At 49.0% G+C, this 14,822-nt stretch carries 12 protein-coding genes and 3 pseudogenes; 3 read left to right on the top strand and 12 right to left on the bottom strand.

Annotation, left to right across the window (positions count from 1 at the left end; genetic code table 11):
- Window positions 1-255: 255 nt before the first annotated feature.
- The 6 genes and pseudogenes from IPI71_00660 to IPI71_00635 all read right to left on the bottom strand — a co-directional run bounded on the left by IPI71_00660 (window position 256) and on the right by IPI71_00635 (window position 7,454).
- Window positions 256-1,020, bottom strand: coding sequence for a hypothetical protein (locus IPI71_00660; GenBank protein ID QQR71078.1), 765 nt, complete (start codon window positions 1,018-1,020; stop codon window positions 256-258).
- A complete protein-coding gene (locus tag IPI71_00655) occupies window positions 1,002-1,157 on the bottom strand; it encodes a hypothetical protein (protein ID QQR71077.1) in 156 nt (51 codons plus the stop codon). The genes IPI71_00660 and IPI71_00655 overlap by 19 nt, the downstream gene beginning before the upstream one ends.
- Before the next feature lie 457 nt (window positions 1,158-1,614).
- A pseudogene (locus IPI71_00650) lies at window positions 1,615-2,596 on the bottom strand (type I restriction endonuclease subunit R).
- Window positions 2,593-4,848: a DUF262 domain-containing protein gene (locus IPI71_00645; protein ID QQR71076.1), complete on the bottom strand. Its 2,256-nt coding sequence runs from the start codon at window positions 4,846-4,848 to the stop codon at window positions 2,593-2,595. Before IPI71_00645 ends, IPI71_00650 begins: the two are co-directional and overlap by 4 nt.
- Window positions 4,849-4,893: 45 nt before the next feature.
- Window positions 4,894-6,467, bottom strand: a pseudogene (locus IPI71_00640) (IS1634 family transposase).
- A gap of 474 nt (window positions 6,468-6,941) precedes the next feature.
- A complete protein-coding gene (locus IPI71_00635) occupies window positions 6,942-7,454 on the bottom strand; it encodes a tetratricopeptide repeat protein (protein ID QQR71075.1) in 513 nt (170 codons plus the stop codon).
- 192 nt (window positions 7,455-7,646) lie between these two features.
- Between IPI71_00635 and IPI71_00630 the strand changes: the two genes are divergently transcribed.
- A complete protein-coding gene (locus IPI71_00630) occupies window positions 7,647-8,468 on the top strand; it encodes a hypothetical protein (protein QQR71074.1) in 822 nt (273 codons plus the stop codon).
- A gap of 174 nt (window positions 8,469-8,642) precedes the next feature.
- On the opposite strand, the gene IPI71_00625 is transcribed toward IPI71_00630, so the two are convergent.
- From IPI71_00625 to IPI71_00615, 3 genes are all read right to left on the bottom strand, one after another.
- Window positions 8,643-8,861, bottom strand: a complete 219-nt coding sequence (locus tag IPI71_00625; GenBank protein QQR71073.1) for a hypothetical protein — start codon at window positions 8,859-8,861, stop codon at window positions 8,643-8,645.
- 241 nt (window positions 8,862-9,102) lie between these two features.
- Window positions 9,103-10,065 (bottom strand): GMC family oxidoreductase, encoded by a 963-nt coding sequence (locus IPI71_00620; protein ID QQR71072.1) that lies wholly within the window; start codon window positions 10,063-10,065, stop codon window positions 9,103-9,105.
- On the bottom strand, window positions 10,010-10,285 hold the full coding sequence (locus tag IPI71_00615) for an NAD(P)-binding protein (GenBank protein QQR71071.1): 276 nt from the start codon (window positions 10,283-10,285) through the stop codon (window positions 10,010-10,012). The genes IPI71_00620 and IPI71_00615 overlap by 56 nt, the downstream gene beginning before the upstream one ends.
- Window positions 10,286-10,597: 312 nt before the next feature.
- Between IPI71_00615 and IPI71_00610 the strand changes: the two are divergent.
- Together IPI71_00610 and IPI71_00605 are read left to right on the top strand one after the other, a co-directional pair.
- Window positions 10,598-10,885 (top strand): annotated as a pseudogene (locus IPI71_00610) (hypothetical protein).
- A 17-nt stretch (window positions 10,886-10,902) separates the two neighbouring features.
- Window positions 10,903-11,454 (top strand): hypothetical protein, encoded by a 552-nt coding sequence (locus IPI71_00605; protein ID QQR71070.1) that lies wholly within the window; start codon window positions 10,903-10,905, stop codon window positions 11,452-11,454.
- 804 nt (window positions 11,455-12,258) lie between these two features.
- On the opposite strand, the gene IPI71_00600 is transcribed toward IPI71_00605, so the two are convergent.
- The 3 genes from IPI71_00600 to IPI71_00590 all read right to left on the bottom strand — a co-directional run bounded on the left by IPI71_00600 (window position 12,259) and on the right by IPI71_00590 (window position 14,696).
- Complete coding sequence (locus tag IPI71_00600) at window positions 12,259-13,161, bottom strand: hypothetical protein (protein ID QQR71069.1); 903 nt, start codon at window positions 13,159-13,161, stop codon at window positions 12,259-12,261.
- A 467-nt stretch (window positions 13,162-13,628) separates the two neighbouring features.
- Entirely contained in the window at window positions 13,629-14,150 is a 522-nt protein-coding gene (locus tag IPI71_00595) for a hypothetical protein (GenBank protein QQR71068.1), read from the bottom strand.
- Between the two features lie 72 nt (window positions 14,151-14,222).
- A complete protein-coding gene (locus tag IPI71_00590) occupies window positions 14,223-14,696 on the bottom strand; it encodes a winged helix-turn-helix transcriptional regulator (GenBank protein ID QQR71067.1) in 474 nt (157 codons plus the stop codon).
- Between the last annotated feature and the right edge of the window lie 126 nt (window positions 14,697-14,822).

Genomic DNA, 14,822 nt, shown 5'->3' with positions numbered 1-14,822 from the left:
AAGCAATTTACCAGTGATTTGGCGCCTCCAGGCTACCATATCTCTTGATAAAATCTCCAAGAATTGGGCGTATTTCTGGGGAGAAGTTGGAAATGATCTTGACAGGATACCCAAAAGAAGGGTATATGATCGTAAGTGTCAAATTCGTGAGATAATTTTTGAGGACTTTCAGATTTTTCACGACGGGATCTTTACAGAAAAGTTGTGTCAAACTCACCAGGACTTTGGTGAGGAAAACGATCAACACGTGCCCGATCACCGCGTGTTTGGACCAGTGCCGGATCGGCCGGGCTCGGCTCCTTCTTTGAGGTCCCGGATGAACTTCTCTGCACGGTCACGATTCTTGTAGGCATTCAGGATGTTTTCGGGATCACCATCGATGGTTGATTCAAGCACGAAGAAACCTTCAAGACCGGTTACATAGGGGTTGGGGATATCGCCAATGATCTTCTGGAGATGACCACGGGCGATGATCCAACCCTCAGGAGCGATATACTGGCCGAGATCTTTTCCGCGTTCAACCTTCTTTGTGAGAACCTTCCCCTTCTCCAGGTCTTTCTCAAGTTTCCTTGCTTTCTTCGTCAACTGGTCACAGGCCAGGTCGTCACAGAAAAATATGTACCGGACTTCTTCGCCATCCCGATATTTGACACATGAATAGACCCGGTTGCCAGAAACGAATGAAACCTGGCTTTCTTTCCTGGCATGGTAGATCGTTATCTCGTTCCGGTATGGTCCTTTCTTCTTTGCTTTCAGGGTCAAATAATGGAACTTCAGATCGCGGATCCTTCGTTTGTTATCCTGGGTATTCCCTCCACAGTCAAACACCAGAAGACTGCCTTCAGGAAGAACGCTCGAGCATAACCGGATCAGCATCTGCATATGCTTTTTATCCTGAACATTTCCTTTCTGGATGGTCAGCATCGTCGGTATGTTATTGAGGCCGACACTGATCCCAAATGCGATCTGGAGTTTCCCTGGCTGATTGTCCCGGGAATACCCTAACTCCCCAGCGGACATTTTGTCCCCTCAAAGTAACTCGAACTGAAGTCCACGAACTGGGTTGGATCCACGAGGCTCTGCTGGGAGATCCAGCGTTGAAACTGGTCAAGAACAATCGACTTTCTTTCTCCCAGTCGTTCCAGAGTCCGATACAAACTCCGGTCTGAAATTGTATCTTCAAACCCCAGTGTCTTGAGAAGTTCGTCGGGGGTAAAGTCCAGAATCTTATTGATCGATACCGATTGATTGAGTTTGTTGCTGATGAGAGCTTTACGGATGGTATGAATGACTTGCTTCGACCACCAACTCCGCCAAGAACTGATGCGAAAAAGTTGGTCTCCGAATCAATTTTATCGATTAATGCTATATTACCTAATGAGAAGGCTGTGTTTTTTTGCATGAAATTATATAAACACTACCTTCTCATCCTTCTTCTGGCGAAGTCAGGCTGGTAGACTACGTCACATTTTTGTTGATACACTTCCTTGTCGTATTTTTCAGGTAGATGGTTGAGAATGTCCTCGATACACAAGCGGACTGTCGCTCTTGTCTGCTGCCGTTTCCTCCAGTCGAGTACGAGTTTCTCTCGCTTCAAGATTTCGAGAAGGTTCTTCACCACCCCTTTGACCTGGTTCTCCTCTTTCTTGAGAAGAAGATCATGGAGTAGCTCTTGCCGCTCCCCTGGGTATGCCAGAAGACCCCGAGGCGTCCCTGGTTCTCCCGTATCCCTTTCAAGGCCTCGATTGCGTTGTTCACCCCAAGGAACTGGTGGTTCTTGGCGATGACTTTCGCTGTGCCACCCGGGGATCTCCGTGAACAGGGTGAAGTTCTCGAGCAGGTCGAGAAGCTTCTCTTTCTCACAGGTTCCCCGGACCATGGTCTCGATCGAGACGATTCCTTCCTCCCCCTCCGAGTTGATGCGTTTCCATTCGTTGAAGTGCTCCCATTCGGAGGTTATGGTGCCGATGACGCTCCGGCTTCCGTTCGAGAGGATAACGATGCCGTTGTACCAGAAGAGTTGCGGGATGCTCGTCTTGTAGTCGCGGAAATTATCCTTGTATGCTTTCTTCAGGTCTTTATGGGAGGCTTTCAGTTCGATGAAGACGAGTGGAATCCCGTTTACGAACCCTACCAGGCCGGCCCTTCTCTTGTAGAGGTCTCCCGAGACCCAGAACTGGGATGCGAGGAAATATTCGTTGTTCTCCGGATTGTTCCAATCGATGATTTTGACGTTCTCGGTGAGGGTTTCGCCCTGGGGATTCCTGTATCGTACTCGAACTCCTTCCTTTAGCATCTGGTAGATCTCGCGGTTTGCACTCACCGGACTCATGGTGCTCCGGTCCCGGACGATTTCCGCAATGGCAAGGTCGATGACCTCTGCGGTCAGGTCTGGATTCATTTTTTTCAGAGCGGGTTTGAGGCGTCGGACCAGGACCACTTCTTCGGGGCTTTCTCTCCCCAACGAGCCGCCACCAGGAAGGAAGGTCTCGTCAAAGCAGTTAGCGGTTTCCCAGTGCAGATCCTGGAATAGGCGGATGACCGGCTGCTCAACGAGCGCGTCTTCGGAGTAGTCACCTCCCGGTCTTTCGCTCATGTTCGGAACCTTTGTTTGATATAGTCCTGGATCTGGCTTGCACTCAGCTCGGTGGTCGATGGTCCGGTCCTTATATAGAATCGTTCGAGGGGGCCATCCTTGACGTATACTGGCGATTTTGTTTCCATGCACTCGATGACCATCACCCGGTTATCCTTGTAATCCTCGAACCGCATATGGATGAACGGCAGGAATATCGGCCCCATTCGATCCTTTACCAGGTTGACGAGGTGAAGGCTCATCTTGTCTTCATTCTCAAACCCGTCCACACCTATTCCCAGAGCCGTCCCATCATCAGCAATTCCGATCATCAAAGTACCACCGTGAGTGTTGAGGAATCCTGCAATGGTCCTCAATATGGCCAACTCAATTTTTGGATCTCTTGTCCCGGTATGTAAATTCATCCGTAGTGCGGATTTGAACTCGATGTAGCTTGATTCCCCACTCAAGACCATCTGATCGATACCCATTGGGCTGGCTGTTGCATCAGCCTTTTTATCGAATGTGAGTTTCTGGTAAGCTTCCTGTATCACCCGAGCAATGAGAATTCTTCGTGCCTCGAGGAATTCACGGTATTGCATCTGCTCCCAGGCATCAGGGAGTGCATGGCAGTGATACATCCTTGTGAGTTCGTCTTTTCCAAACCGTGATTCCAAAACGGGAATATATTCAGCGGGGGACTGGTCAGAGATCTTTATGTTATCGCTCCATTCGACAAGGCTTATGTTTGCAATCTGGTTGGTATCCCGAAGTTCCATAATCCCAAGCTTGTGGAGATAGCCTTTCGGGAAAAGGTGGTGACGATCAACGGCGGTTTTAATTCCCCGGGATGTTGGATCGAGAAGATACGATACTTTGTGATTCGAGAAGAGAACCTTTGCATCGAGAAGTACTTGTGAGGCATGAAAGGCATAGAGGGAAGGGCTCACGGGTGAGGACGTGGCGAGGTCGTTTGGCAGCGTAATTGCCCAGAAGTCCTCTGGCATGGCAAGTTCGCAGATGCGTTCGAGAGTACTCACAAACTGATCTGCATCCTTTACTTCCCTGAAACGGGCGAGGTCGAATTCCAGCGCTGATTCTGGGGAACTTGTGTATCTCTTGGTGAGGCTGGCCATGAAGAACCAGCGGGCGATGATCTGTCGGAGCTTGAATTCTTCGACCTTGTATTCGGTCCTTCCCATGAGGTAGAAGATATAGGAGAAGAGCAGGGTGTTTTTTGAGCTGATCATTTTATCGTTCCGGAACCCTGCCAGGTGAAGACAGTGCATGAAATCATGCCAGTTCTGGAGGTTGAGTACCTGTTCTTGAGATTTTTTCAGCATATCAAACTGGCTGATCCTTCGTTCATCACTGAACAGTCCCGTTTCAAGATCTTTTCCTCGTAAGAGAGAGTACACGTATTGGAGCCGGGCTCGTTTGAATCCTAACCCCACACAGACTCGTAACAGTTGGTCGGGCTCAGGTTTGATGAAGTAGTTGAACGGTGAAGGACCTTTAACCGGAGGCTGCTGTGCATCACTACAGAACCTTTCGAGTTGTGTTCTTCCCTCGTCCCAGAATACGGACATTAATGTGAGGATGAAATCGGACTGGTTGAGCGGTGTCCCCTTGCTATTGATACGGACAAAGACTTCGGCGACATCCTGTTCACCAATTTCCGGGGAAAGTTCCAGGGCAGTGAAGGGGAATGAGAGGAGGTTTTGCAGTTTTGATATGCTTCTCTTGATTTTCTTCTCTTCCTCTGTAGTGATATCCCGGGACTTTTTCAATTCAGAGAGATAATTATCCGCTACCTCGAACATGTCGGTGTCCGTACTCCAGATCAGGGATATGTCCGAGATATACGATTTATCTCTCTCGATAGCCGCGTCTGTGACCTCGAATTTTTCCTGCAATGGATTGAATGCGATTTTGATGAGTTCCTTCTGCTTGTTGGCCCGGACCACGGGAATCCGTTTCACCACTGCATAAAGTGAAGTCAATCGTTGTTGACCATCGACTATGAGGAGGGCGGGGGTTTTTTGTTTCTTATCGAGGCCGATGGTTCGGACACCCTCTGTCAGGGCATTTTGCCAGAAGAGCAGATAACCGACAGGATAACCACTGTACATGGAATCGAACAGGTCACGGACCTTTACATTTTTCCATATGAAGGGCCGTTGAATGTCGGGGAGGCCGATATTACCGATTTCAATACTATCAACGAGAGAACTCAACGTGTAATTTACCTGTTTGAAGACGGTCTCACTCATGTCATTTCCTCGGGGATTATGATGTCTAATTCGGAAACGTCCAACCTACATTTCGCAGGTCGACCTCACAAAATAATATTTTCCGAACGCTGGCCCCATGACATCAAGAATTTGAATCACTTCCTCGTCCAGATTCACGATAAACCGCTGTATCTGCGAATTTAGGGTGACTGTGACTTCCGCCGGTCTCATGAACAGAGTAAAGATCCATTTCATGGTCGGGTTCTGGATTGGCTTTTTCAGCTGGTTTTTCACCGTTTTCCCTGTCTTTTGAGTTGGGACCGGATATGCCACTCGGCTACTGCATAGACGAATAGGCAGAGCACCATAACCATGGAAAGCGCTTCAATCCTGGTCTCTTTCTTCAGGAAAACTTCGGCAACCCGGAAACTCTTATCCTTCAGAAACCGGAACCCCCGCTCAACCGATTGCTGCCCCTTATAATATTTCAGGATAGTGTCCGGATCCAGGTCAAGATCATTTGTTGCCAGGATGAACCGTCCGAGACGTGCTTTCTCCTGCTCGATCACATCCGGAACGATCTCAAGCGGTGAATCGACGAAGAAAACTGTCTCAACAGCCTCATCCTTGCCCGGGCGCCCTTTTCTTCCGTTCTTCTTTTTCGTCTTTGAGAATACTTGGACCCTATCAGCGGACAGGTAAGTGCGCATCAAACCACAACCGTGCAGCCATGCGTGCATCGGGCTCACAGGCAAATTCCTTGGCACAGAGCTTCTTCCATGATTTACGCGCTTTATCCAGCCGCTTGACCAGGTTCCTCACATAGTTATTCTCACCTGCCATCCGCCTCTTCTCGGAATTTGCCACGGTCCATTTCTGGTCAATTCCGGCGTAGGTAACGAGACGCTCATGAAACGAGTATCCTTCCTCCTTCCCCGGGACCATGGGAATATCGGCAAACAGCAGCGACTTGACTTCATCGATGGTAGCAGGGGGATGGCTGATCCAGAAGGTATGCTGGCCGAGTGTCTGCAGGTTGGGAGCGGTATAGAACGCACTGTCGGCGATATAGTAGGCCTTGTCTTCGAGATTCAGGTTCTGCTGTGCACTTACGAATGGTCTCAAGGAGGATCTTCTTGTCTGACTCATTGCCGGAGTACGGCTGAGTGAACAGCGGGATGCCGTGATGGTTGGTTACCATCGCAAGGACGAACTGCTTGAGGTCCCAGCGGTGATCTTTATTGTGACCGTAGGTGATCTTGATGGTCCGGAAGTCGTCATCGTCATCGGTGTCATAGTCACCGTGAACACTGAAACTGGTTGTGTCAGCATGGAGGAGGTGGGTGCCAAACGAGAGTTTTTCCATGACTGCCACTACGATATCATTGAACAGGTCGGTGCTTCCATACTCGTAGATACGGTCGAGTGTCCGGAGGAGAACATCGTCGTTCAGGTGGTCCGGGGGTAACACCAGGGCCGAATAACTGTTCTGTCGAGAGGTTGGTGAAAAATCGCGAGAAGAAATAGAGCCGGCGTTCATTGAAGCCTAGACCGTTCAGGAGCATGGCCTTGACAATCGCTGAATGGGGGAGGATATGGTTCCGTGTCTTGGGCAGGGCGTCATCGATTACTGCTGATATTCCGAGTTCATCGATCATGCCGGCCACCAGACCGAGATGGGCAATCTGCTTAGAACTGAAATTCTTCGCCGTGAATTGAGATACAGGCTCCACAGAATATGTATTGCTGCGCTAAGATATAACCCTAAGTATTTTATTTCCAGAAATCGTGGGGCCACGTGCGAAAGGTGGGGTCCAACTCACCGGAGATCAGCTTAGGTAGGAGGAGATCGCGGGTGCGACGGAGGTTGTCATTTTTTATTTTAAGTATTATCTCTTGTTCGAAAAGTGAATTAAATACTTGGTTTGTAATTTCCAGAGTAGTAGAATTGGGAACGAGTAAATTAATCGTTTTAGGATCCTCATCACTTAAATGAGCGACTGTTTGTCCCAGTAACTGTTGAAGATACAAACTCCGGTCTGAACTAGTATCTTAAAAACCCCCGAGGAATTCCAGTTAGGACCATTAGAATCGTACGTTGGGGTCATTCGGGGTGATAAGTACCGGAAGAGCTATTGGTCAGGCATTATAGGGGGAGCAGGGTGGTACCGGGAATCGAGTTCCCCAGCTTTTCTATAACAGGCTGCAGCTTCGTCAGGCTGCCCCCAGCTGTCCAAGATATTTCCCTTCAATGACCAAGCAGCAGGATTACTAGGGTCAATCGCAAGCGCCCGGTCGATGCAATCGACAGCTTCGGCATATGATCCAAGGTTATGGAGGGCGACGCTCTTCGCCATCCATGCTTTGGAAAAGGAAGGGTCAATCGCAAGTGCCTGATCGTAATACTCAATCGCGGGTTCGAATTCATTGTTCCGGGAAGCAATTCCCAGCCCCTTCAGCAATAGCTCCTTTGCTTCCAGGGAGGTGGTGGAGATCTCATCGATGCTGACAGCAATAGCAATGACCCGGTTCCCACTGCTCCATGCCAGGGAGTCCGGGGGAGGGAGGTGGGCATGGATTAGGGTGGTGCAAATAAAGATCGCTATGACCGAGATCAGGACGGGTATCCAAAGCCGTTTGTCCATTCGCTATCTGGTATGGACAGGATGATACCCTTATACTTTTTCCCATTTCAGGAAGATCTAAGCCGCCACTCACGTTATTCGTGTAGACTCCGGAGAAAAAGAATCACGGTCTTTATCCCGAAAGTTCGTACTCTGAACATCGCAAACAAATACCCTTTAAGTGAGGGTGAAAACCATCATTCATCACATCCTATGAAGATACGAATCTCCACGATTCTTATCCTGTTCGTTGCAGTTCTGCTGAGTACTGGGTGTACCGATTCATCCTCTCGTACCGCCCTTGCAAACCAGGTGACCTTTGCCCCATCACCGGATCTAACTGACCCGGGCAGCGATACCTGTACAATTGAACACCTGGTTGGGAACGCTGACCTCCGCTTTGCCAGGGAAGTTTCCTGTTATTTCAGGACCCACACACCAATCGATTTTCTCAATGACCTTCGCTTGCATCCTCACCACCCGGTCATGGTAATCGATGTGCCCGATGGCTGGATAACACCCCAGGATGCCGAACTGCTGGTGCAGGTAATTGATTCTGATGAACCCGCTGCCCCTGTTGTATCGCCAATAAGCTCATACCGGCCGTTTAACCAGACCTCAACAGTCGGGAACGAGGCACTCTTCCTCCTTGAAGGATACCGGACCGGGAAATACCCTCCGTCTCTTTGTTCTTTGCATTATTTCACACCGAACAGGACTGAGATGCGATCATGGTGGGAATCCTATGGGCAGCATGGTCTCATAGATGAAAAAGAAGCGATCGGACTGGTCCGGGAACGTTATCCCGACCTGCTGACATATCCTTCTGATGGATTGCCACCCCGGTCTATCAAGACGGAACAAACACCTGGAGGATGGTATATTGCGTTTATTCAGGAAGGCTCCGGGCTCCCGATCCTTTCAGCCCGATGCTATTTTGTGAGCAATAACAGGACCATAAGATTGACCGGAACCGTCAATCAGAGTATGCTGGTCCTGCCCCGGGATTTCTCTGCGCAGCGGTGTGGATTATAGGCAATCCCATCTATCGGGTGACCATTATGATGCTTGATCACTTTCAGGATCTCTGCACGGGGGAGTCTTCCGGCAATGGATCCTGGACAACTTCAGGATTTGCAGGGGGCCTCTGCATCAGCATCTACCAGCTGCTGGCTTAATGATTACAAAACCGGTTATAAAAAAATGGCATTATTTCCAGTATTCTCTAATCATTTCTTTCAGGAAAGGGTGGAGTGATGGCCTTTTATCCAGAATTTTAAGGGCTTTATAGGCATCCATGTCACCATTCCCTGCATTCGCGATCAGCGTTGCAATCGCTGTTCTCTGCTCATGGTTGATCATGGGTTCGCTGTTGCCGAGGGCGATGTAATAGAGGGTGGTTGCCTGTGGGCTGTCGAACGTTTTCATACCATATGTTTAGTAAATGATCCATATTAAAGAATTCACAAATGTTAATTTGATCTGAATCATGCATGGCTCGTGATCTACTGGCCATCTTTTTGCACCGCCCTGCTGCCCGGTGAACATGCAGGAAATCGGAAGGGGTGAACCATACCGGTCCCCTGAGAAATGGTAGAAAATGACCTGAGCCCCCCAGAGGCACAGGCATGCAGGAGGAAAATGCCAGGGGCGTTTCCCTATAACATGGCTACATCCGTTTTGCAGCGTACTTGGCAAGGGCGATGATGGTAATGATCGGGGGTGCTCCCGGGGTCTTCGGGAGGACCGAGGCGTCGCAGACGTAAAGACCGGCAATCCTGGTCCTGAGCGAAGTATCCACCGAGACCCCGATTCTTGCCGTGCCGCCGGGATGGGACCCCCGCAGGGGGAGGGAGACAAACGTCACGGGATCCACGCCGGCCCCGGTAAGGATTGCACCGGCAACCGATGATCCCTGTGCCAGCAGCCGGGCATCGTGTTCGGTCACCCCTTTCTTGATGGTCGCTCCCACCGAACCGCTGTCCTCGTCGGTAATCTTGACCATCATACCGAGCACATCCCCTTCGCCTACGGCATGCCCGGCCCCCTGCAGGGTGGCCACGAGCTGCCGCGAGTAGTGGGACAGGATGAGACTGCTTTCGTGGGCTACGTACGCTCCCATCGGCACATCCCGGTCAAACCCGATTCCCGGGCAGACGCCGCCGATACTCGCGAAGGTGTCGCAGAAGAGAGGTGCGGTGGGAATCCCGATATTTCCGATCAGGCGGGGGGTCTCCAGGGCCCCGGAGGCGATGACCACGAGGTCGTCATGCCAGACCCGCGACCCGCACCGGACCCCGGTCACCCGTCCGCCCCGGGTTAGTATCCCTGTCACCTCCCGCCCGGTCACCACCGTTGCCCCGTTCTCCCGCGCCGCTTCGATGAACCTGACCGCACTCCACCGTGCCTGCACCGGGCAGCCCAGGCTGCAGCGTCCGTCCCGGCAGCACTGCTCCGGGTCGATGAACTTCTGCATCTTCCTGACCGTGAGCCCGAGCCGGGAGGCGGCATCCATCAGGCGGCGGGTCCCTTCACCGATAAGGTCGTCGGGCAACTCCTGCACCCCCAGCTCCCGCTCAACCTCTACGAACTCTGCGGAGAGGTCGATCCCGAATCCCCAGCAGCTCTTCATCCAGGCACCGCATGGCGTTCCCGGCCGAGACCATGGTGGTTCCACCGAGGCAGCAGGTCCGCATCAGCTTCACCCCGGCATCCACGTTCGCGTAGTGCCGGTGAGCATCCTCCTCGGCAATCTCCGGCCCCTTCTCAATGAGCAGCACCCGGTGCCCTGCTCCGGAAAGCTCCTTTGCCACGGTCGCCCCGCCCGCCCCGGAACCGACCACGATCGCCATAGACAGGAGAGGGTGCGGGAGGATGATAAGGTGATGGGAGGGGAGTCTGCGGGGCCATACACTCCGGGCGTGGCAACCCGGATCACCACTGGGCCGCTCTTTAACCACCCTGATGTAAGGGGGAGCACCGGCGTCATTGATCAGGAGGCCCCTTCCTGGCCCTTTTCACTCGGGCTCCTCCTACAAAGTTCCCCGGGAAGGCGATCTGCATCTCATGGAACTATGGTCATGGTGTTTACGATCTGATGCACGGATCATCCATTTTTTCTGGCGATAGATCACCCGGGAAGAGGTACCGTCCCTAATAAGCTTATCATATTCAAGAATGAAGACTCCGGCATTTCGACCATGAACTGGTCTGGACCTGTTGGTTACCAGAATAATGCAGTCTTTTGCACTCTTGAAGGATATTATGTCGATGGCGACTCAGAAGTGCCGGGCGACATGACATTCTACGATATGCGGTTGAAAGATCTGAATTTACAGAATGTGGAATTTAATTGGGAAGAAGACATTGATGAAGTTGCAGAGGGGTATCTTTCCGGGTTAGATGTTCAGATCTATTCCGATTCGATGGTGACATTGCACACGGCAAACTGAACGGAGAGATACCTGGGATGAAAAAAGCCACGCTAATTTTTTTGGTCTTTGCGACTCTTATCCTGGTAATCGGCGTATTATCGCTCATTACCAGCCAAATTACAGACATCTCATCAATAGATAGGAGGAACGAAACATGGGAACCCCCAAATGTGACGCCAGGGAAACAACATTTGGGGATTCCGGTATGGTTTCATCCTAGCAGGATAGAGATACATGCGGGGGAGATAAAAGAGGAACTAATAATTCTTAATACGAGAGCGAAGGGTCAGGGGCTGGTCACACAGCGGATAGTCCCGGTAAAAGAGAAATCAGTAAATTCTGATGAGGAAATTCCCATGCCGCGATACCTGAATGTAAGCATGTCACCGTCCGAGTATGTCGTATCGCCCAACGGGACGTACGTCTCCACGCTTATCATATACACCGAACCGCAACTCCCGGAAGGGGAGTACTTATTCCGTGTCAACATGAACATGACTCCCGTCGTTACTCATCGGGGTTGGATTACGCTGAATGTAAGCGGAAAGGTGAATGAACTAGAACAGGATCTCACATCCGGTCTTTGAATCGGAGGTATGATCGATGGGAAAGGCTTGTTTTAAACATCGCTTCGACAGGATGGAAACGAGGCGGTCTACATCAGGACAAGTGTGGGGCTGATGAATAAAGATATGAATTTGACCGATAATTATCCGTCTCAAAAAAAATGGCCGCCTCCAGATAGATTATGGTTCGTGTATATCCTCGTCGTCAATTACAATTGATGATCTCAAATTGCAGTGCTTGAAAATCATTCATTATTCGAGTGAAAATATGTTTCAGGGGGATCTTCAGCCCTATGAAACTGCTGGAGATTTGAAATTGTATTCGTGTGAAGACTCGATTGAAGTGGTTGACCTGCCCATGGAAAATCCCGATAATATCGAGCATGATCTCCAAGTTACCCGCTTTTTAGTGGTCTCTTCCAGGGATATTTCATGGTTGTCGAACATCATTTTTCTCCTCTCCGGATGAACTCGTCCTGATGTATCTCATAAGTCAGGCTGACCTCAATACCTAACTTCGCCACTTTTCAGTACTTCCATCAAATTTAAACGACTTAACCCAATTCGCCAGAAGCAATTTACCAGTGATTTGGCGCCTCCAGGCTACCATATCTCTTGATAAAATCTCCAAGAATTGGGCGTATTTCTGGGGAGAAGTTGGAAATGATCTTGACAGGATACCCAAAAGAAGGGTATATGATCGTAAGTGTCAAATTCGTGAGATAATTTTTGAGGACTTTCAGATTTTTCACGACGGGATCTTTACAGAAAAGTTGTGTCAAACTCACCAGGACTTTGGTGAGGAAAACGATCAACACGCCCCGATCACCGCGTGTTTGGACCAGTGCCGGATCGGCCGGGCTCGGCTCCTTCTTTGAGGTCCCGGCTGAACTTCTCTGCACGGTCACGATTCTTGTAGGCATTCAGGATGTTTTCGGGATCATCATCGATGGTTGATTCAAGCACGAAGAAACCTTCAAGACCGGTTACATAGGGGTTGGGGATATCGCCAATGATCTTCTGGAGATGACCACGGGCGATGATCCAACCCTCAGGAGCGATATACTGGCCGAGATCTTTTCCGCGTTCAACCTTCTTTGTGAGAACCTTCCCCTTCTCCAGGTCTTTCTCAAGTTTCCTTGCTTTCTTCGTCAACTGGTCACAGGCCAGGTCGTCACAGAAAAATATGTACCGGACTTCTTCGCCATCCCGATATTTGACACATGAATAGACCCGGTTGCCAGAAACGAATGAAACCTGGCTTTCTTTCCTGGCATGGTAGATCGTTATCTCGTTCCGGTATGGTCCTTTCTTCTTTGCTTTCAGGGTCAAATAATGGAACTTCAGATCGCGGATCCTTCGTTTGTTATCCTGGGTATTCCCTCCACAGTCAAACACCAGAAGACTGCCTTCAGGAAGAACGCTCGAGCATAACCGGATCAGCATCTGCATATGCTTTTTATCCTGAACATTTCCTTTCTGGATGGTCAGCATCGTCGGTATGTTATTGAGGCCGACACTGATCCCAAATGCGATCTGGAGTTTCCTGGCTGATTGTCCCGGGAATACCCTAACTCCCCCCAGCGGACATTTTGTCCCCTCAAAGTAACTCGAACTGAAGTCCACGAACTGGGTTGGATCCACGAGGCTCTGCTGGGAGATCCAGCGTTGAAACTGGTCAAGAACAATCGACTTTCTTTCTCCCAGTCGTTCCAGAGTCCGATACAAACTCCGGTCTGAAATTGTATCTTCAAACCCCAGTGTCTTGAGAAGTTCGTCGGGGTAAAGTCCAGAATCTTATTGATCGATACCGATTGATTGAGCTTGTTGCTGATGAGAAGCTTAACGGAGGGCATGAATGACTTGCTTCGACCACCAACTCCGCCAAGAACCGATGCAAAAAGTTGGTCTCCGAATCAATTTTATCGATTAATGCTATATTACCTAATGAGAAGGCTGTGTTTTTTTGCATGAAATTATATAAACACTACCTTCTCATCCTTCTTCTGGCGAAGTCAGGTCAATACAGGCAGGAAGTCCTTAATGGGATTGGCCTGTGAAGGGTGTGTGTTAAAAAGAGGATGAGAAATGGCGGTCTAAAACACTGAAATGTCGAATCATTGGATCTTCAATTGAAAGTCAATGTCCGAAAAATGGAATCACAGAGAGCTCCATCACGTAGTTTTACCATCACTTCAATTTTTTATATTGAGTACGGGAATTATATCATAATAAAACACAATGGGCGTATCCGAGATTTCTAGGATTTTGGATTCAGATCTGATCGCGAATTCAATCTCATCCATCGTCTCATTTGATATCTCGCATCCTTCGAGAATATGCACCGTTATTTCACCATAGGCATTGAACCCTTGCCCGATTACCGGGCCGTTAGGATAATAATACCTTTCTGGAAGTAATTTTGTGAGGGTTTTACGATTCTCATACGACCGGTTTAAAAATGAATAGAATGCCTTCTCCGAATAAGGGACATATCCATTCACACTTCGTCTGATGAGATAATCCTGATAATAGGGTGTATCACAATGCAACAGTCCCTTTTGTATATCAGGTATCAGTCCTGGATCATCTTCAGGTTGCTCAATAATCTTAAATCCATTGACGGTAATGATATTCGCGAAACCAATTAAAGAAATCCAAAAACATATAAGGAATACACAGCCAACTGTTTTTTTTGTGAAAACATTCATAGCCATCTCGCTGAAGTATTATAGATAAAAAGATATAAACAACATGAAAATGTATAAAAAAAATTTTCACGAGCGGCATCAATCATGGATTACTTTATAAGTGGCGATACTGCCTGCAAGTGTCCCCCCTGTCACTAATACACAGCCGATAATGAACTGCTGCAGGAGTACTTCGTCTTGAAACGGTTTCAGAATTGACACACCATAAATCGGGTTAGAATAACAATTAATGACAAGAATCAGGCCGAGAGAGTATAAAATGAACGCAAATAATCCCAAAACAAGAGCGACGTGGTATCCTTTGATATCGAATAACCTCCTTCCCTCAGGTGTAGTTTCATAAAGGGGCTCTCCCCGGTTATTCTCTCTTGACCTGACAAGGCCTTGTTTTATCAATTGTTCCAATGCATGCTGAATTTCGGGGGTATCCTTTTCAAGTAGGGAGGCGATTTGGCTTTCTGTTTTCTCCTGATCGTTCAGCAGCAAAAGGATATCAACTAGGGAAGGCTGTAGTAATTCTCTGATGGTTTGGAGTTCCATTGGGATTTTCATTCCGTAACACCCCTTTGTGAAGATTGTATGTCAGAACTTGATCTTAGATTTCACAACATTTAAGCAATACTTCTGAATTGGCTTTTGCTAATTCTAGCATTTTAACTGATTTTCATTGAATTGAGC

This window comes from Methanolinea sp. (genome assembly GCA_016699325.1).
Lineage (GTDB): Archaea > Halobacteriota > Methanomicrobia > Methanomicrobiales > Methanospirillaceae > UBA9949.
The sequence above is the reverse complement of the archived record's forward strand: the minus strand, read 5'-3'. Positions and strand labels throughout refer to the sequence as shown.